We start from the raw sequence: 20550 nt of genomic DNA on the forward strand, positions 1-20550 counted from the left end.
GAAAAATTACTCTGCGGCGGCGGGAGCCGGTGCTTCTGGGCGCGGCGGCGGTGCTTTTACATCAGCCGGTGCATGCATCAGCAGCCCGATCACGCGGGCCAATGTTGCGGGCACATCCTTACGCGGCACCACCATGTCCAACATACCGTGATCCAACAGGTATTCAGACCGCTGAAAACCTTCTGGCAGCTTTTCGCGCACTGTATCCTGAATAACGCGAGGGCCAGCAAAACCGATTAGCGCATTGGGTTCGGCCATCTGCACATCGCCCAACATGGCAAAGGAAGCCGTAACCCCACCTGTGGTTGGATTGGTCAGCACCACAATATAAGGCAACCCGGCTTCTTTAAGCATTTCAACGGCTACGGTGGTGCGTGGCATCTGCATTAGGCTGATAACGCCTTCCTGCATACGTGCGCCGCCAGAAGCCGTAAATATAACCAGAGGGGCTTTTTGCAGAATAGCCAAGCGTGCAGCGGCCACAAAGCGCTCACCAAACGCAGCCCCCATGGTGCCTGCCATAAATTCAAACGCCATCACACCTACAACAGCCTGATGGCCACCAATGGTGCCGTGGGCCACAATAAGCGATTCATCCAGATGGCTTTTTGCGCGCGCATCTTTAAGACGATCTGTATATTTTTTTTGATCGCGGAACCCAAGCGGATCAACCGGAGCAGATGGCAGTTCGATACGGGTGAAGTCCCCGTTATCAAATGTCCATTTCAGACGGTCCATAACCGGTGCACGCATATGGTGCCCACAATGGGGGCACACATTCAATGCCTTGTGCAGCTCTTTGGTCAGAATCATCTGGCTGCATGAGTCACAGGTCGTCCACAGATTATCCGGCACATCCCGACGCAGCAGGCCGCGAATTTTGGGACGAACATATTCGGTGATCCAGCTCATTTTGAACCCTGTGACTGCACAATACAAATTGCAGGGACAAATATAATATGGCCCAGCACGCGTTGCATTACGCTGGCTGAAGCTATCTGCCAAGTTTTATGAGAACTTACAGGCTATATGCCCCTGCGGAAACTAAGCCTGAAGCTTGTAATTCACCCCCAAGCTTCAGGCCATAACTGAGGCTCTAATTACAGAGCGCCTTCCACCCATGCCTTCAACTGGCTTTTGGGCAAGGCACCCACTTTTTTATCTACAACCTTACCATCACGCACCAGCATAAGGGTAGGAATGCTACGCACCTGATACGCATTGGGGGTTTCTGGATTGTCATCAATATTTACCTTGGCGACAGTCACCTTACCGGCAAGTTCCTTGCCAATTTCTTCCAGTGCTGGGCCAATCATCTTGCACGGACCGCACCATTCTGCCCAGAAATCTACCAGCACAAGGCCAGATGCCTTGAGAACATCTTTATCAAAGCTGGAATCGCTGACAGCAAGCGTGTGTTCACTCATTTTCTGGTTCCTTAAAATCTCCGGCACGCGCCTGCATGCCGTGAACTGCCTTTACCAATACAGGGTAACAAGTTGAAACGGCTTCCTACCCAACTCTTTCTAACACTTAAGGTTGCGCTTGCTGTGGTCAAGATACAGCCGCAGGCAAAATGCCGGGGGCGTGTTTATCCAACACCGCATCTGGCAGAACATCTGCACGTGGCATTTCTGTCCAAACCAAAACGCAAACCACTGGCCGATCTGGCCATATGCCCTGCAGAAGGGCACGATAAGCCGCCATCTGTCGGAGATATAGAACAGGTGTATCCTGCACCCTACGGGGAGCATGGCGGCCAGTTTTAAAATCACACACCAACACTTTGTTTGGCAGCACACGCAAACGATCCACCTGCCCCACAATAACCTGCCCGCCAGCCACACCGGCCAAGCGCTGCTCCGCCCGTGCAGTAGGATCAAACAGCTCAGCCAGTTCCGGCAGCCTCAAAACCGCAATAACCTGTTGTGCAAGCACGGTGGCTTCATGCGATGACAAACCACTTGCTGGCCGTGCTAACCACTGATGCGCCATAGCAGGTTGCTGTTCTACCGAGCAATTTGGCAAAAACTGCAACAAAGAATGTACCAGATTACCACGCCGAAAAGCTGCCTCACGCGCTTTGGCGGGTGTAACAGCAGCAATATCCAGTGGCGAACGCACAGGTGGTAACGGCCCAAGCATGGTATCATCTGGTTTACTTGGCGCCAATGGCCGCGCTAGTGGGCTTTCAGCTTCTGGTAAAATAGGTTTCCATAACGGAGCAGTTCCCATCCACAATGGCAACGAAGTTACGTTCATACGGTTCTCAACAGAACTCGGGCGGGACTTTTGGGGATGAGGCTGTTCCTGCGGCGTTTCTTCTAGAAGTAGCATCGGGCCAGACCATCCTCCTTCCTGAAAATCTACTTCTGTTGCACCTGCTTTTTCAAAACCAACCCGGCATCTTTCGTACCAACTTTCTGCGGGCACATTGCGCCCCGGCTTCCATCCACACACAACCAACCGATCCGCTGCACGTGTAAGTGCCACGTAAAGCAGTCGATTATATTCCTCCACCACACGGCCCCGCATAACGTCCTTAAGGCTTCTCGTTAAACCGACAGACAAAGCATTACGCGGCACATACAAAGGCACATCTACATTTTGTGTTTTATCATGCGCCCAAAACAATCTGTCCTCAAAACGCGGAAGGCCAACTGTATCCGGCAAAATCACCAAACGAGCCTGCAACCCCTTAGAACCATGGGCTGTCATGATTCTTACAGAATCTCCCCCAGCTTCAGCTTCCCGCTTCACGGTTTCTTCTGAATGACGCATCCAATGCAGAAAACCTTGTAAAGAAGGCGGATGCTGATCCTGATATCTTATTGCTGCAGAAAGTAATTCATCAATTGGTTCTGCTGCTTCCGGACCCAATCGTGCAAGAAACCGTGCACGTGCTCCACCCGGCCCCAGTGCAGCAGAAAGAAGCTCATAAGGCGTAAGATAATCTACCTTCCTGAACAAACCATTCAGAAAATTCCACGCTTGTTTCCAATCTGATTGTTCTGTGTGGTGCTCTCGAAGTGCTGACCATAACGGTTCTCCTTTTTCACGCCCCGTAGCCAAAGCCATCAAACTATCATCCGATACACCACCGAGCGGAGATGTAAGCACACACGCTAATGTTAAATCATCTTGCGGCAACAAAAGTGCTGCACATAATGAAAGCATATCCTGCACAGCAAGATGCTCGGCCAATCCCGTACGCACAAGCGTAACCACTGGAATATTATGGCCTTTCAACGCACGCACCAACATCCCCACAAAGGGAGAGCGACGCGGCACAAGAACCAGAACATCTCCTGCTGTTAAAGGATTTTTCCCAGATAAAGATTTTTTATTTAACTGCCGGAAGATATACCCTGCCACAGCATCTGCCAATTTTTGGCGTGAGTTCTGCCGTGTGGCATTTCCTTGTGCTGGTTCCCACGGGCTAATACTATCTTCTTCATCTTCAGTTTCAACCAATGGCCATAACTCTACACGCCCCCCTTCGCCAGGGCGTGCCGTAATATGCTCCATAATTTGCCCAGGTTCTTCAACAACCCCTTTGGCTGCATCAGATTCTGCAAAAACTGCATCAACCAGTTTAAGAACGGGCGCAGTTGATCTAAAGGAAACTGTGAGGTCTGGTTCACGCCACAATAAATGCGCATCCTGAACACGCTTTTTGAACTTCTGACGCCATTCTCGAAAAGAATCTGGATCTGCACCCTGAAACCCGTAAATGGACTGTTTATAATCCCCCACGGCAAAAATAGTCCGTGGCGGTTCCTCTTCACTTCGTCCACCAAGGCCAGCAAAAAATTCTTCTGTAAGATCGCCCGCTATACGCCATTGTTCAGGAGAGGTATCCTGCACCTCATCCAGCAACAAATGGTCTATACCTCCATCCAACTTATACATGACCCAAGCGGCGCCAGGCTCTCGCAAAAGTCCCAATGCACGTTGAATAAGATCATCATACTCAATTTGACCATGTCGTGCTTTTTGCGTTGTATAAAGGCTAGAAACATCTGCTGCCATTTTAAGCAATGCGCTTCCCATTTCTGCCAATTTTCGTGCACGCAGTTGCTCTTCCACTCTGGATATACGCTCACCCTCTTTTTGAATATAGAGCGCAATATCAGAATATTTTTCAGAAAGTTTTTTAGAAATTAAACCGGTAGAACGTAGCTTTCCATCTTTTGTAAGAAAACCGCTTCGCCACACAGACCATTGCATTGCCCGCTCAGAGGCAGGCAAGGCAAGCCAATCTAAAAGAGAAAAAGCATTTCTTTTAATTGCTTCCGACCCCTCCTTAGAAAGAATCTGGAACCCCTCTCTTAAATTCTGTTCTTCTGGAAAATCAGAGCATAATTTTTTAAGAAATTCAGAGGTGCTGCCATGTAATATATCAGGTGATAATCCTAGAATCTGGCATAATATAGCCTCAGCCTTATGAGGGGCTTCTACAATGAGTTTTAGCAAAGATGCTGATCTCTCATCTTTTCTTAAAACCCCGGCAATAAAAATAAAATCTCCAAGAGAGATCTGACCTGCCAGTGGAGAGATAACACCTTCTTTTTGCTGCCCTAAAATAGCTTCTACGCACGATTGCAAAGCCAGGGATGCATCTGTTTCTTCCATAACTGTAAAATGCGGATTCATGGAAGCTTCCAGAGGGAAGCGCCGCAACAGAGATTGGCAAAACGCATGGATTGTTCCAATGCGCATACCCCCAGGAAGATCAAGTACCTCTGCAAATAATGCACGCGCACGCCTGCGTGTTTCATCTGTGCAAGGAACGTACAACCCTGCCAACTCTTTATCTAATTCCTCATCCAACAATGTTACCCAACGGCCAAGACGCTTTTGCAGACGAATGGACATTTCCGCTGCGGCTGCCTTCGTAAAGGTTAAGCACAAAATACGGGCAGGTGAACTTCCGGGCTGGATAGAACCATCTTCTGCCAAACGCGGCAGCATCAAGCGCAAAAGGCGGTCAATCAGCAGTTTTGTTTTACCACTTCCCGCAGAAGCTGAAACAAAAACCGAAGCCGAAGGATCCGAGGCCAGAGCTTGCTGCGCGTTCGCCTGAGAAATAGCTTTTTGTAAAGCTTTCTGTGCAGATATGCTCATTCCTCATCCTCCTTACGGGCTGAATTCCACTCAGGCACACGCGCCAGACGTGCATAATCGGCAAAGCGCGGCTCTCTGCCCGGATGGGGATGAGAAAGGTAAGGTTGATCTGGTTGATCGTATGCAGCCACCCGCAATAGCAAATTTTCCCAAGTTTGTTCGGCCAGATCGGTAAGGCTGAGTGCTTCACGGGTTTTCACAACCACCTCTTCTCCCGGATCAGCGCCACCCGTTAGGCGCCAATAAATAAGATCTGATATTTCTCTTGAATGTTCGGGAACCTCTTTAAAACCACCTCGAATAATCATAGCGGCCTCAAGCGGAAGCTGCGGGCTCCAACCGGCCCAAACATCTTTGGCAGAGGGTAATGTGCCCGTTTTATAATCCTGCACAATCACATGCCCATCAGCATTCAATTCTATACGGTCTGCCCGACCAACAATATCAAACTTACCGCCTGGAGCATCCATAATGCTCACACGCCCACGAATTTCTGTCAGAATAGCGCGCGGCACACCGTGTTCACTACGTCGTTTTTCTTCAGCCTGCACCACCCATCGGGCAATACGTGTTAATCTGGGCGCCCACCATGCACGCAATGCTGGGCGCAAAACATGTTCCTGTAAACTTGCAGAAAATAAATCGCATAATTTCTTTTCTGCATTCTCTGGCCATGCCACACCATAAGCTTTTACCCAGCGCTCCAACGCCTTATGCACAATCATACCATAGTCAGATGCATCGGCTGCTTCTTCCAACTCTGGCAAGACTTCAAGGCGCAAAACGTGTTTTGCGTAAATAGCGTAAGGATCTCTTATCCAAGTTTCTATTTCTGTCACACTCAAACGACGTGGCCGCAATGCAACGGGGGGCATGGGCTGCGGTGGTGCAACAGGTGTTGCTGGCCCTAATGGCTGATCCAACTTATTCAACCAAACTAAAGCAGGGTGATTAGGAATATACCCATTACGGCCAGCCAAAAAAGCATCAAGCCGCGTAAGCCATCTGGCCGGAACAACAGGTGCACCTTCTCTCCGCCGTGCGCTGGAAAGAATAACTGTATCTGCGGCGGCTGCGCTTGCAAAAAAATCGTGCGCGGCCTGCCCTACTGCCTGCTCTGGAGATGGAAGCCCCATTCTTTGCCGCATAGGCCGGCTCATCCATGGGCCAGCATCTACTACGGGCGGCCACACACCTTCAGAAAGCCCGCCCAGAATAACTGTTTCTGCTGTTTGCAAGCGTGATTCAAACAAACCCCAGATTAAAACACGTGGATGTAAAGATTTGGGGTCTCCACCTCGGCGCATAGCAACGCGTTCAGGAGCAAGAACTGCTGTTAACAAGCCATCCAAAACAACAGGCGGTTGAGGCGGTAAAACCTCTGATGCTAACATCAACTCTGTTAACTGGCTGGCAAGCATATTGCCTTCTTCACCACGCCATAAACGCTCTGATGCGCTTTCTTCATCAGTTGCAACCAAACGCTCTACTGTTGCAATTAATGCAGCAAGTAAGTCTGGCACAGGCGCGCAATGCTGCTCTAAATCTTGCGCTGTCTGCACGCTTGCCTCTACCGCATCCAGCTCCCACCCAAGAACCGGCTCCAGACAAAAAGCTAAACGCTGCATGAAAACAGACAATGCTACCGGACCAAAAGGCCTATCCGCCGTAACACCGCCTTCCAGCTTGGCTTTTGCTCTTTCATTCAGGTTTTCTAAAGCATTATTCACAACCCGACATAAAGCTGCAAACCCAGGTGGAGGTGCTGGACCACGCAAAATAGCACGTTCCAAAAGGCGTGCTGTTGCACGGCAGACACCTGATGAAAAACCACATGCAACCAAAGGATGTTTTAAAACACTCAAAAGAGAAACTGGCGAAAATCTGCTATCCACCATTTGAGCAACAAGACGTAATAAAACAGCCGCAGGTGTATCCACCAAGGATGAGCCTGCACTGTCATCCGCCAGCACACCCCAGCGTGCCAGTTCCGTTGCCACACGTGCAGCCAATACTCTATCTGGCGTTACAAGGGCGACGCGATGCATTGGTTTTTCGATCGCCTCACGCATGATCATGCTGATTGCAACAGCTTCTTCCTGCTGATCTGCTGCATCTAGCCTGTAAACATTTTCTAACTCAGCACCACCCGGATGAGACCAATCATCCAAAGCTTCAGCCGGAAGAAGAACGCGCGCAAGAATGGCAGCTCGTTCTGCTCCTTTTCCTGTGCCTTCCCAAACTTGAACTTTATTTCGTGTGATTTCTAAATTTTTTAGTAAAGCACTTAACCCAGCCTGAGGGTGACTATCTGGCAAAGAAAGAAAGGTTTCCTCTGCCATCATCATATCCAATCCAGGCAATACAACCTTACCTGCAGGACATTCCAGAACGGCTTGCAACACCTTTACTGTAGGCTGCATAACATGTGTAAACCCGGCCGCCCATATAGGTGTACTATCACCCTGTTGCGCGAGTTTACGCCATAAATCTGCCTGTGCTTCAAGCAATGCAACCTGTCTGGCCACAGGGTTCATAACCCCGTTTTCCCTTAGCCATTCTGGCCATGCCTGTGTTACAATTTTTAGAAATCTTAAAATAATTTGCCAATGTTCTGCAAAGTTTTCTTGCACAGCTTCTGGTAAACGTTCTGCCAGATTAACGCCAGACCACTCGGCTTCATCCATTAAATCTGCCAGAGCTTTTGCCAAAGGCCATGCCTGATCCAGTGTTGGCCGTGTGCCAAATGCTTTATCTGCCTGCAAAACCAGCCGAGCCAATACAGCTAACCTTGTCATACTGGCAACAGCCGGGGGCAAGTCCAATGCCAGCTCACCGCCTATGCCAGCGGACAATCCCAGTTCAGCTTCATCCAGCGCACCGATAGGCACAATGCGTGGCAGCAATACACTCTGCCCATCCATATGGCGCAAAAAAGCTTCTGTTAATGCACGTGCAGCACGTCTGCCGGGCAATACAATAATGCCTTCACCTATAGCTTCTACATCATGATTTGCAGATTCGATCCAACGTATGGCGAGTTGATCAAGGAAAGGAAGGTGTGCGGGAATTGTTGCAAGTTTCATGCGCCAATCCCATAGCCAGCCATATCTATCTTTTTCAATCTTTCTTCCCATCCTGATAATCTGGCTTGGCGCTGCCCGTCAGCCAGAACATGTATTTCAAGATTCAAGGCATCTTCAGGCAACAAGTCTTCCAGTTTTTGGGGCCATTCAACCAGCACCACACCTTCTCGTGCCTCATCCCATCCGAGCTCCTCAAGCTCATCTGGGTCACCCAATCTCCAGAGGTCAAAATGAGACACAATGCATAAAGGAGATTCGTAAGATTGCACTAAAGTATAGGTCGGACTTGGCACCTCTAGGTTAGGCTCTTGGCAAAATGCTCGCAAAAAAGCACGTGCAAAAAGGCTTTTCCCAGCCCCTAGCGGCCCAGAAAGTAAAATAGCATCCCCTGCTTGCGCATATTCTGCCAGCTTTGTGGCCAGTTTTATTGTTGCATCTTCATCTTGCAGAATCATTTCTCTGGCCATCTTACTCTTCTCCGTTCATTGCCCAGCCATTTGCTGTAAATCACAACAATGAGAGGTTTTTTGTTACGTCAGTTTCGATATCACAAAGAAGTGTAGCTTAAGCTAAGCAAACAAATATTTTCTACATTCCATTGTTTATAAATAACTTTCTTGAAATTTCACGAATAAAATCTAACATTTTTTATCATTTTCTTAATCTTTACTCATTATTATGTTCCTTTCGCCATGCATAAAATGCATGATTGATACGCGCTAAAGAGAAGCTCTGAACGAAATATTGTTTGTTTCTTTTTGAAACACGTATAGGTTTAGTGATAACAAAAAATGCAACCATAGAGTGTATTTTGATTCTCTGAACCATAATGAGGTTCCACCATGCGTATTTTGCTTTTAGAAAATAATTGCACCTCCAGCCGGGCCATATTTTCGGCATTAACAAAAGCCTCTTTTTCGGTGGATATGGTTCAGTGTGATCAGGAAGTTATAGAATTACTCAGAAACTATGATTATGGCCTTGCCATTCTTCACCTGCAACACCCTGATATTCATGGGTATGACATTCTCAGCACGTTACGATCTTTAAAACTCACAACACCTGTTATCGTTATCTCACCAGTTAATAATCCTGAGGTGAAAACCAAAGCTTTTACCGTGGGCGCTGACGATTATCTAACAGATCCTTTTGATTCAACTGAACTTACAGCGCGCATTCAAGCCATTTTACGACGGGTTCACGGCTATGCTCACCCCATTGTCCACATTGGCAACCTTACAGTTAACTTCAACAGTCATGCCGTAATGGTCAACAACCAGCCCGTTCACCTTACCGGAAAAGAATTTGCCATTCTTGAACTCCTTGTATTGCGCAAAGGCATTGCTCAAACCAAGGAAACCTTCCTCAATCATCTTTATGGAGGACGGGATGAACCGGATATAAAAATTATAGATGTTTTTATCTGCAAACTTCGCAAAAAACTTCAGACTGCAGGTGTAGGAAATCTTATTTCTACGGTATGGGGCAAAGGTTATATTCTGAATGACCCACAAGCACCTAAAGCGTGTGTATCTATGCCTACACTCAGCAAACCCATGGAACAATCTCAATCAGTATCTTCCCGGCATGCTTCCCACCCTCAGCATGTTGCGGAGAACAGTGCCTAAATTACCAAAATATATTTGAATTATAATGTATTTTGGTAATTTATAAGAATAAAAGACGCTCGATTGTTGCTGTGTAAAATGAAGCATGGTTGTTCAAACATGCCCCAAATTTTGACATGAACATTTTAGGGAAAAGAATTTTCAAAAACTCCTTTCCCTATAGTGTATTTTACGCAGGAACACGCACCTGCTCAAGCACATCGCACATCTGATCAACAACCTCATCAACCAGATTTGCGTCTTCTGCTTCTGCCATCACTCGTACCAAAGGTTCTGTACCGCTTTTACGCAGCACCAAACGCCCTCGGCCAGCTAATTTGCGCTCTACATCAGCCTGACGACTTTTTACTTCATCCACATCAAGCGGGCAGACACCTTTGTATCGAACGTTTTTTAGCTTTTGGGGAAACGGTTGAAACAACCGGCAAACTTCACTAGCTGGGCGACCATCCTGCACAAGCACCGCCAGAATCTGCAAGGCGGCAATCAGCCCATCTCCTGTTGTTGCAAAATCTGTCAGCACCATATGGCCAGACTGTTCACCGCCTATATTAGCTTGTCGTTCCAACATGCGTTCTACAACGTAGCGATCCCCCACTGCCGTACGTTCCAGATTTAAGCCCAGATTTTCAAGAAACCGTTCCAGCCCCATATTGGACATAACGGTTGCCACAACAGCCTTGCCTACCAAGCGCCCTTCACGCGCCCAAGACTGGGCAATCAGAGCGAGAATCTGGTCACCATCAATCAGGCGACCAGTTTCATCTGCAATCAGCACACGGTCTGCATCTCCATCCAGGGCAATACCCAAATCCGCCTTATGTTTTACAACTGCGGCGCATAGGGCTTCAGGATGTGTTGAACCACATTTTTCATTAATGTTTACGCCGTTAGGTTCACAACCTATCCGGATAACTTCTGCGCCCAGCTCCCACAATGCGGTTGGCGCAACCCGATAGGCAGAGCCATTGGCACAATCAATAACAATCTTCATGCCATCCAGCCGCAATTTACGCGGGAAGGATGCTTTGGCACTTTCTATATACCGACCAGCAGCATCATTCAGCCGAGAAGCTCGGCCAATATGTTCTGGCGTTGCCAGATATGCGGTAAGGTCTTTTTCCATCAGGGCTTCAATTTCGCTTTCATCCTGATCAGAAAGCTTAAAGCCATCTGGGCCAAACAGTTTGATGCCATTATCCCCAAAAGGATTATGAGAGGCAGAAATCATAACACCCAGATCTGCTCTAAGAGAGCGCGTGAGCATGGCAATCGCAGGTGTTGGGAGCGGACCAACCAGCGTGACATCCATGCCGGCAGACAAAAAGCCCGAAACCATGGCGCTTTCGATCATATATCCAGAAAGCCGCGTATCCTTCCCCAACAGAACGCTATGCCGGTGATCCCCCCGCTTAAAATGCAACCCCGCAGCTTGCCCCAGCTTTTGGGCAATTTCCACCGTCATCGGTGCAACGTTAGCAGTGCCACGAATACCGTCTGTTCCGAAAAAACGCTTCATTCTGCTCATTCCATTCTGTCCGCCTCAGACAGAAAAAGCCCATCCTGCATAAAGAACGGAACTGCCTTCTTGCGGTTTTCTTTTATTTCCTAAAACGGTTTCAGGCTGGAAGAAACCTTGTTCAGCCCGGAAACTTACTTTTTTAGCTCTGATATATTTCTCGCCATACGTTTACAGCCTGCATCATGCCTTTAACATCATGCACGCGCAAAACCGTGCTACCCAAAGCCATAGCAGGAAAAGATGCCGCCTGCGTTCCGGCATCACGCAAATGTGGCGTAGTTTCTCCCGTAAGGTTTCCAATCATCCGCTTGCGGGACACACCAAATACAACCCGGCAGCCCAAATTGGTCAGAAGCAGAATATGCCGCAATAATTGCTTATTCTGTTCAAAGTTTTTTGCAAAACCAAACCCCGGATCTACCATAATCCGATGTCGTGCAATGCCTCCTTTCACGGCAACCTCAATCCGTTGTGCGAGTTCACGCACCACGTCTATACTCACATCTTCGTACACGGCATGTTCTGCCATGGTTTGAGGTGTGCCGCGCATATGCATCAGCACAACACCACAATCTTGTACAGCCAGAAGCGGCAAAGCTGCCGCATCATGCACAAGAGCTGTCACATCATTGATAATATGCGCCCCAGCCGCCAAAGCTTGCTGCATGACATAACTATTCCGCGTATCTACAGAAACAGCCACGCTTGGCAATTCTGCCTTTAAAGCCACAAGAACCGGGCCAATACGCTTCCATTCTTCTACTGGTGTAACTGTAGCTGAACCGGGCCGTGTACTTTCTCCCCCTATGTCCAGCACGGTTGCGCCAGCGCGCACCATTTCATGCGCTTTTAAAATTGCCTCATCAGCGCTTGCCAATTTACCGCCATCGCTAAAGCTATCTGGCGTGATATTCAGGATACCCATAATCTGGAGACCTGCTGGTAATCCAACTGATGGTACAGAACGTGTTATCCGCTCAAGTTCCAGCGCCCATTCCTGCGGCACTTTCTGCACAGGCATCAAGCCGATTGTCTGATATCCCTCTATCAAACGCACATACGTAAATGCCACAGGGCCACCGCATAAAGGTAAAGCATCACCCTGCTTGATAGCTGCTTGCGCTATGTTGCCATAGACAAGCCCCAAAGGTTCAACCAGCCGTACATACGTCATCTTATCTGCCTATCCCAAACAAAAAGAGGCGGCATTTCTGCCGCCTCTTTCCACTCTACATCTTTATTAGAAAGTTAGCTTGGCTGAGGCACAGGAGCTGGGCCTCCGTTTTCATTTTGCGGTTTATCCAAACCCTGCGCATCTGACCCACCAACCTGAGGCACAGAAGAACGCCTGTTAACTGGCCCGCTTTCTTCCTCTTCCTTACGTTCGATAGGCTGCCCCCGCATGATCTGACGAATTTCTTCACCGCTGAGGGTTTCATATTCCAGCAGGGCTTCTGCCAGACGGCGCAGTTCATCAATATGATCATGCAGATAGTTCCGAGCCTGCACATAGGCTTCATCTACAAGCCGGCGAACTTCCTCATCAATCTCACGGGCTGTTTCTTCCGAGAAGTTGCGAGAGGCCCCGGCAAAGAAACCACCATTCTGATCATCATCTGCGTAGGCAATCATGCCCAGCTTGTCACTCATACCCCATTCGGTCACCATGCTGCGGGCCACGCGGGTTGCCATTTTAATGTCACCCATTGCGCCGTTGCAGACGTTATCCTTACCGTAGATAACTTCCTCCGCAACACGGCCACCCATAGCCACTACAAGATGCGCAAATGCGTTTTTCTTGCTCATGGACAGGCGATCATCTTCTGGCAGACGCATCACCATACCCAGCGCACGACCACGCGGGATAATGGTTGCCTTATGAATGGGCTCACTTTCCGGAACCAGAACAGCCGTAATAGCATGCCCTGCCTCATGGTAAGCTGTGCGCCGCTTTTCATCATCGCTCATAACAAGGGAGCGACGTTCAACACCCATCAGCACCTTGTCTTTGGCATCTTCAAACTCACGCATGGAAACAGTGCGACGCCCCAGACGTGCAGCAGATAGCGCGGCTTCGTTTACCAGATTGGCAAGATCAGCACCGGAGAAACCAGGGGTACCACGTGCAATAATGCGTGGGTCCACATCGGATGCCAGTGGCACTTTGCGCATATGCACACGCAGAATTTTCTCACGGCCAGACACATCAGGATTTGGCACTACAACCTGACGGTCGAAACGACCGGGGCGCAGCAATGCCGGGTCAAGCACATCCGGACGGTTGGTGGCGGCAATCAGGATCACGCCTTCATTGCTTTCAAAACCATCCATCTCAACCAGCATCTGGTTCAGTGTCTGCTCGCGCTCATCATTGCCGCCACCCATACCTGCACCACGATGGCGACCAACGGCATCAATTTCATCAATGAAGATAATGCAAGGAGCTGATTTTTTACCCTGTTCGAACATGTCACGCACACGGGATGCACCAACACCTACGAACATTTCCACAAAGTCGGAACCAGAGATGGTAAAGAACGGTACATTGGCTTCACCTGCAATGGCGCGGGCCAACAGGGTTTTACCAGTGCCCGGCGGCCCCACAAGCAGCACGCCTTTGGGAATTTTACCGCCCAAGCGCGTAAACTTCTGTGGGTCTTTCAGAAAATCCACGATTTCCTGAAGTTCCCCTTTAGCTTCATCAATCCCGGCTACATCATCAAACGTGACGCGACCATGCTTTTCTGTCAGCATTTTGGCGCGGGATTTACCAAAGCCCATGGCCCGGCCACCAGCGCCCTGCATCTGCCGCATCATAAACAGCCATGCAGCCACCAGCAGAATAATGGGCAAGGAATTTAGGAAGTAACGCAGCAGCGGGCTACCTTCCTGCTCCAGCGGCTTGGCCACAACTTCCACCCCTTTGCCCACCATGCGGGTGACAAGGGAAGGATCAAGCGGCGCATAGGTTTCAAAAGCCGTGCCATCAGTCAGCGTGCCGGAAATATTGTGATTTTGCATCACAACAGACCGAACATGCCCTGTATCCACATCAGCAATGAAGTCCGAATACGCCAGTTGCTGTGCAGCGTGCTGCGTGCTCCCCGGCTGGAACATGTTCACAAGCAACAGCAGCAGCAGGATAATGCTGACCCACAGCGCCAGATTGCGGCCTAAATTGTTCATCTTGCCCGTATATCCATACCTAGTGCGAGAATGCCGGAAGAGTCTTTATCTGACCGGCTGCCGCAGAAAAAAGCAACCTCTCCCTTTATTAAATGGGAGGCCACCTGCGTATTCCTAGTCTGCGAGCCGCACATATTTTAAGAATCTTGTGCAACTGCACCATACACGCTGCTGCTGGTAACCGAAACCATAGGGCGAAAAATGAATTCTGCCCCATGCAAATCGGGCTCATCTTCCCCTACCCAGCCCAAATGCGGCACAGCAACGCGTTTGCCTGCACGCCACAATGCAGGAAGCACAGCACAAAACTTTGCTTGCTGCCCATTACGCATTTTGCGCGCCAGCCCATACCCTGCCGCTGCAACCATCAGCCCTTCTTTCTGAACTGATGTAGGAAGGCGCAACACAAACCGGTTGTCCCATACTATGCCATTTTCTGCCTGCACGGCAGAAGCCATTGCAGCTTCTTCACGTAGCAGAGCCCATTGCTGTTCATGCCGGATCAGCCGCGTTCCAGCTAACGTGGCTTCTGCTGCCATATCTTTCAAGCGCGCCACAGCAGATTGAGAGGGCGGATATTCAGCCCCACCAATACTGCGGATAAGAGCCGCAAGCACATCAACATCTGGCAACTCCGGGCCCAGAATGGCCCATCCTTCTGGTCGCATCACAATATGCTGCGCAAGCTGCGCGGCACGTTCACGTTCCCTGCACATCCGAAATTGGCCGGATTGCATACCGAGTTGCCAGAAATGCGCACGTTGATCGTTTTTTTGCAGCAAGTAGCGCAAACGCACACGCTCAGCGCGCTGATCTTGATTGGAGGGATCATCCACCCATTCAACATGCGCTTGCCGTAAAGTATTCCGCAGTGCCTGCCGAGAAAACCCAAGCATGGGACGAATAAGACGAATATCCGGCCGCACAGTTATCCAACCCATACCGGCCAGTCCTTCTGGCCCACTGCTGGAGTTTTGACGCATCCAGACTGTTTCAGCCAGATCATCCGCCTGATGTCCTAGCAAAAGATCTGTGCATCCATGTTCCTGGCAAGCAGCTATCAGGCGCGCATAACGGGCCTCTCTGGCTCTGTGCGCCATGGCCGAGCCCTTTTTGAGATCTGTAAGCACTAACAACTGCGCTGGAATATTCATTGCCTGTAGGCGGGCAAGGGTCTGATGCGCTTCCAACCCAGATTCAGGCCGCAAACCGTGATCCACAACCAAAGCCAGCAGGTTTTTCCGCCAAAAAGAGGCCAACCACGCAAGACATAAGCTATCGCCGCCGCCAGAAACAGCCATAGCAACCGGAGGACAATCGGATTGATCAGGAAAAAACGGCCCTAACTGGGCCATACATTGCGCAAAACAAACCGGAGAAACGGGCTGATCGGAAAAAACATCACGCCCAAAAAATACAGGAGCAGACACTTTTCCCGATACCACGCTAACCGTTATTCGCAGCCGCCTCGTTTGGCATAGACTTCTGCTGCGTGTGCAACACGTGTGGAAGGTGTGGGGAATTCTGTTTTCAGCTTGGAAAGCGCTTCACACGATGCCTTTTTATCCCCCAATGCCAGAAGGGAAGCCGAAACGCCTAACAACGCATCTGGGGCACGCCCACTTTTGGGGGCCTGCCGGTAAGCATCATAATATGCCACGGCAGACTGACGATACTGCTTTTGGCCAGCCAAGGACTGCGCCAGCAGAAATTGTGCATCTACCTTAAAAGCACCTTTGGCATTCTTAAGCGCTGATTCAGCATCAGACTGCGCTTCTGCATAATCTTTTTTCTGCAAAGCGGCCTTCCCGCTGGCAAGCAATCCATCTGGCGTGGTGGGCTTTGCAATTTCCTTGGCTGTTGCATCTGTTGAGGCTGCGGCAGCCGTAGAAGCGCCTGCGCCGCCAGCACTTGCCTGAGCTGCAAACTGATTATCTGCTATCTGCTTGGAAAGGGCCGCTGTTTTCTGTTGCAGTTCATTGGTCAGCTGGTCAATTTCACCACGCATATCGCGCTGCTGCTGCTCTAACGTGCTCACCCGGTCCAGCAACTGGGCAATCAGATCATTCGTGCCTGCGTTTGCAGTATCCCGCGCCCATGCAACTGGCACGCACACACTGCTTATTGCGGTTGCCATTGCCAACGCCACAAGCCCTGTGCGGACATGCCGCGATGCTTTGAAGCAGATTTTCATCAGGTTCTTACCCTTCCACAACATATAGGCAGAAACATCATACCACTTTGTTCTGCAAGACAAGTGCTTACAATACAAAACAGGCCGGGCTTTAACACCCGGCCTGTTTCTGCTCTGTCAGCTTTCAGAAAATTCTGAAATCTTATTTAACAGAGGTAATGGCGTTACGGTTCTGAGCCCATGCATCTTCATCATCACCCAGAGCGGTCGGACGATCTTTACCGTAGGAAATGGTGGAAATACGGGAAGAAGCTACGCCCTTGGCAACCAGGTAATCACGCGCTGCATTGGCACGGCGCTGGCCCAGAGCAATGTTGTATTCTTCGGTGCCGCGGTCATCGCAGTTACCGGCAACTTCAACATTAACCTGCGGGTATTTTGCCAGCCAGTCAGCCTGCTTCTGCAGGGTGTCCTTGGCATCATCGCGCAGGCCGCTTTTGTTCAGGTCGTAGAAAACGCGGTCACCCACGTTTGCAACCAGATCAGCTTCACTGCCGGGAACGGGGCCGCTGATGGTAGGCTGCGTGGTGGCAGCACCATTGGAGGCACCGGTGTTTGCGTTATCGTGGGCGCAGGCTGACAGCAGGGCAACCATACCAAGCGCGGCAACTACTTTTAGTCTCATGTGTCGGATCCTGAGAATTGGTTCCTTGCGGAACTATTCGGGAGAAAAGAGTTTTAACCTTGTATCTCCGCGTCTTCTTCTGCTCCTCTCCGAACCCTTCGAAGAGCCGACGAATTTTGGAGACCAACTTGCCCTAAGCCATAGCTTATTCTGTGGGTCAAGTTGCATCTCTGTATCTCATACCTGCCATACACTGAGTGAGACGAAAAAGACACACTTCTGCTTATTGGTCTTATACGCCTTTATTGCGGCCAAATTATGGACAGCAAAAACCCCATATCACATTTTTGTGATATGGGGTTTTCTTCACAAACAGCCGTTTTTTAGCCGTTTAGTGGAGACCATGCCGGATCTGACGCCGCTTCTGGCGTGGGCAGAACGCGGTCATTAAAGCCCGTAATATCCACCATTCCAATGGTAGAACTAAAGCCCGCACCACCTGCACCTGCACGGCTCTGGCGGCAATATGCCAGCACGCGCCCATTAGGGCAGAAGCTTGGGCTTTCCACCGTAAAGCCCTGCGTCATGATTCGCTCACCAGTGCCATCCGGGGCCATAACACCAAGCGAGAACATACCCCCGGCAATACGGGTAAACGCAATCAGATCCCCACGCGGAGACCACACTGGAGACCCATACGTGCCCTGACCGTAAGAAATGCGGCGTGCACCACCACCGGAAGCCGGCATGATATAAATCTGCGGGCTGCCACCACGATCCGAGTTGAATACGATCTGTGATCCATCCGGGCTAAAGCACGGGCTGGTATCAATAGCCCCAGAAGACGTGATCTGACGGCGCGAGCCAGAGGCCAGATCCACAACATACAGATCAGACCCGCCATTACGGGTGACTGACAGCACAACAGAACGCCCATCTGGTGAGAAACGTGGCGCGAAGGAAATACCTTCAAATTCACCCAGAATCTGCTGACGGCCACTGGTCAAATCAAACAGATAAACCCGAGGGCGGTTGTTAGCATAGGACATGAAGGCAATCTGATCCTTCACTGGGCTAAAGCGCGGTGTCAGGGTCAGCCACTTGCCAGTTGTCAGCATCCGAGCGTTTGCACCGTCCTGATCCATAACGGCCAGACGCGTACGCTGGTGCCCACGTGGGCCAGAACGGGAAATAAAGGCGATCCGGGTATCAAAATACCCTTTTTCACCTAACATTCGCTGGTAAATAACATCGCCAACAATATGGGCAATTCGCCGCCAGTTGGCAGCAGAGGTGGTATAAGCCGTGCCTTGAATCTGCTGATGGCTCAACACATCCCACAAGCGCATTTCCACCCGCACAGAGGAACCACCACCAGAAACGGAACCCGTTACCTGCGCGTGTGCGCCCATGCTTTTGGAAGTCGCAAAATCTGGCGTGCCAGATGTTGTGCTGCCCGGCATAACCTTGAACAAACCTGTATTATTCAGATCATTCGTCAGCACTTCGGCAATTTTCTCGCCCAAGCCACCGCCAAAATTGGGGATGATGATGGGAATAGGCGCTGTGCGGGCCTGATCAACGGTAATTTCAGCTTCTGGGGCGCTGGCAGCCGCAAATGCGCCAACAGGCATGGCCATAATACCGCCAGCAGCCACACTGGCCCCCAGCAGGCTGCGCCGGCGCAGCGCGCCAACCAGCACATCGGCTTCCTGATCGGAAATAAAGGGGCGGGTACTCATCACCATGTGTTTTTCTCCCTAAGGCCTGCTCAAGGCCTGAATACAAACTTCAGTTGCCGTGGCTGCCCCAGCAGTTCCTTGGGAATTGGCAGCTTGGCACATGTTGGGCTTAGAACAGCGGCCCGAGCTCTTTCAGCCAGCGCACGATACGAAGAATCCGCATTCATACGGGCCTGTGTTTCTGGCGCAAACTGCACAATGCGGGCTTCACCCGTTCCATCTACCGTAACCACCAAATGCGCCACAAAACTGGCATAATCTTTGGCGGCAGTATCTTCTGTGTAGCAGCGCCTTACCGCAGCCCCGATAGCTTTTTGCTGGCCAGCACTCAGGCTGCCCGTAATGTTACTACCCACGGGGGAACCACCACCTTTGGGCGAACCGCCAGCAACCGGATTAGCGCGTGCCTTGGGTGCATGCGTCTGCTTCTGATCCGACCGGAACGTATCCAACGTTTCCAGCAGGGAATGAGACTCTGCCTGGCTCTTCTTCGCCTTGTTCGGCTGCGTGATATGAGACGGAACCGCCGCATCCGGCAGGGTATCCGTGGGCTGCGTAATGGGCGAAGGTGGCGCCACACTATTCGTCGGCTGCACCGGAGAAGGTGGAGACGGCGGTGTTTTCACGACCTCAGGAGATGGCTCTTCCGCCTTGGGGGGCAGAGGCACATCTGGCAGCTTTTCAGATTCCGGCACGGGCGGCGGCGGAACAGGCTGTGGCGGCGGAGGTGGCGGCGGGGCCTCCTCATTCGGCACATCCTTCGGAGGCTCTGGCGTTGGCGGAGCTTCCTTTTCTTCCGGCGCAGGCGGTTTGGGTTCAGCCGCAGCCGTTTCTGCCTTGGCGGCAGGGCCGCCTTCCTGTGCATCCGACTGCTCGAACTGCATTTCAATCGTAGGCTGTGGGGGCTCTTCCGGCGGCTTGGGCGGCGGAAGAGTGATCAGCAGCGCCAGCAGAAGCGCGACATGCGCGCCCCCTGACAGATAAAGCGATCGCCGGAGTATAATCTGATCAGACCGGCGTGGCCTTGCCATGGGCATTGTTCGTACCTCTCCACCCTATCGGATGGCTTAATGCCCACTGCTGGCAGGTTGCTGCGCCAGCAGAGCCACATGCGTAAAGCCGCCTTCCGTAATCTGCCCCATAACCTGCATGACCTGCCCGTAATCAATATGGGCATCCCCACGTACAAAAATACGGTGGGATGGATCATTGTTGGAGGCAGCCTTCAACTGGGCCACAAGCTGATCTGCCGTAACGGGGTTGTCCCCCAGATACAGCGTGCCATCAGACTTGATGGAAACGGTAATGGGCTTGCTGTCTGAATTAACCGGGCGCGCATCTGTTTTGGGCAGATCAACATTCACACCGCTGGTCATCATTGGAGATGTCACCATAAAGATGATCAGCAGCACCAACATCACGTCCACCATGGGAGTGACGTTAATTTCGGCCATCGGACGCCTGCGGCGGCGTCCGCTTCCTCCCGACGGCATTGCCATA

At 50.7% G+C, this 20550-nt stretch carries 15 protein-coding genes; 1 reads left to right on the plus strand and 14 read right to left on the minus strand.

From position 1 onward, the window contains the following. Positions 1-6 precede the first annotated feature (6 nt). The 5 genes from accD to tsaE form a co-directional block, all read right to left on the minus strand. A complete protein-coding gene (gene accD, locus FKW31_RS03300) occupies positions 7-912 on the minus strand; it encodes an acetyl-CoA carboxylase, carboxyltransferase subunit beta (protein ID WP_150177696.1) in 906 nt (301 codons plus the stop codon). A gap of 188 nt (positions 913-1100) precedes the next feature. After that, the gene (trxA, locus tag FKW31_RS03305) at positions 1101-1427 is read right to left on the minus strand and encodes a thioredoxin TrxA (protein ID WP_035353042.1); all 327 of its coding nucleotides are present in this window, start codon (positions 1425-1427) and stop codon (positions 1101-1103) included. Between the two features lie 127 nt (positions 1428-1554). Further along, a complete protein-coding gene (addA, locus tag FKW31_RS03310; RefSeq protein WP_150177698.1) occupies positions 1555-5127 on the minus strand; it encodes a double-strand break repair helicase AddA in 3573 nt (1190 codons plus the stop codon). Further along, positions 5124-8213 (minus strand): double-strand break repair protein AddB, encoded by a 3090-nt coding sequence (gene addB, locus FKW31_RS03315; RefSeq protein ID WP_150177700.1) that lies wholly within the window; start codon positions 8211-8213, stop codon positions 5124-5126. The genes addA and addB overlap by 4 nt, the downstream gene beginning before the upstream one ends. After that, positions 8210-8680, minus strand: coding sequence for a tRNA (adenosine(37)-N6)-threonylcarbamoyltransferase complex ATPase subunit type 1 TsaE (tsaE, locus tag FKW31_RS03320; protein ID WP_150177702.1), 471 nt, complete (start codon positions 8678-8680; stop codon positions 8210-8212). The genes addB and tsaE overlap by 4 nt, the downstream gene beginning before the upstream one ends. A gap of 375 nt (positions 8681-9055) precedes the next feature. On the opposite strand from tsaE, the gene FKW31_RS03325 reads away from it, so the two are divergent. Then, positions 9056-9841, plus strand: coding sequence for a response regulator transcription factor (locus FKW31_RS03325; protein ID WP_063354772.1), 786 nt, complete (start codon positions 9056-9058; stop codon positions 9839-9841). Between the two features lie 169 nt (positions 9842-10010). On the opposite strand, the gene glmM is transcribed toward FKW31_RS03325, so the two are convergent. From glmM to tolR, 9 genes are all read right to left on the minus strand, one after another. Beyond that, positions 10011-11369, minus strand: a complete 1359-nt coding sequence (gene glmM / locus FKW31_RS03330; RefSeq protein ID WP_006115634.1) for a phosphoglucosamine mutase — start codon at positions 11367-11369, stop codon at positions 10011-10013. A 133-nt stretch (positions 11370-11502) separates the two neighbouring features. Continuing rightward, positions 11503-12537 carry a dihydropteroate synthase gene (folP, locus tag FKW31_RS03335; protein WP_006115635.1) on the minus strand — a complete coding sequence of 345 codons (1035 nt, stop codon included), beginning with the start codon at positions 12535-12537 and terminating at the stop codon, positions 11503-11505. Between the two features lie 74 nt (positions 12538-12611). Then, positions 12612-14549 (minus strand): ATP-dependent zinc metalloprotease FtsH, encoded by a 1938-nt coding sequence (gene ftsH / locus FKW31_RS03340; protein ID WP_089179806.1) that lies wholly within the window; start codon positions 14547-14549, stop codon positions 12612-12614. Positions 14550-14686: 137 nt separating this feature from the next. Beyond that, complete coding sequence (tilS, locus tag FKW31_RS03345) at positions 14687-15994, minus strand: tRNA lysidine(34) synthetase TilS (RefSeq protein WP_150177704.1); 1308 nt, start codon at positions 15992-15994, stop codon at positions 14687-14689. Positions 15995-16002: 8 nt separating this feature from the next. After that, positions 16003-16767 (minus strand): tol-pal system YbgF family protein, encoded by a 765-nt coding sequence (locus FKW31_RS03350; RefSeq protein ID WP_150177898.1) that lies wholly within the window; start codon positions 16765-16767, stop codon positions 16003-16005. 118 nt (positions 16768-16885) lie between these two features. After that, positions 16886-17368, minus strand: a complete 483-nt coding sequence (gene pal, locus FKW31_RS03355) for a peptidoglycan-associated lipoprotein Pal (protein ID WP_006115640.1) — start codon at positions 17366-17368, stop codon at positions 16886-16888. Positions 17369-17691: 323 nt separating this feature from the next. Then, positions 17692-19056 carry a Tol-Pal system beta propeller repeat protein TolB gene (gene tolB, locus FKW31_RS03360; protein ID WP_006115641.1) on the minus strand — a complete coding sequence of 455 codons (1365 nt, stop codon included), beginning with the start codon at positions 19054-19056 and terminating at the stop codon, positions 17692-17694. Between the two features lie 23 nt (positions 19057-19079). After that, complete coding sequence (locus FKW31_RS03365) at positions 19080-20087, minus strand: energy transducer TonB (RefSeq protein WP_082823220.1); 1008 nt, start codon at positions 20085-20087, stop codon at positions 19080-19082. A 30-nt stretch (positions 20088-20117) separates the two neighbouring features. Further along, positions 20118-20549, minus strand: a complete 432-nt coding sequence (tolR, locus tag FKW31_RS03370) for a protein TolR (RefSeq protein WP_006115643.1) — start codon at positions 20547-20549, stop codon at positions 20118-20120. Between the last annotated feature and the right edge of the window lies 1 nt (position 20550).

Origin of the sequence: Acetobacter sp. DmW_136 (assembly GCF_008690365.1) — a bacterium.
GTDB lineage: Bacteria > Pseudomonadota > Alphaproteobacteria > Acetobacterales > Acetobacteraceae > Acetobacter > Acetobacter oryzifermentans.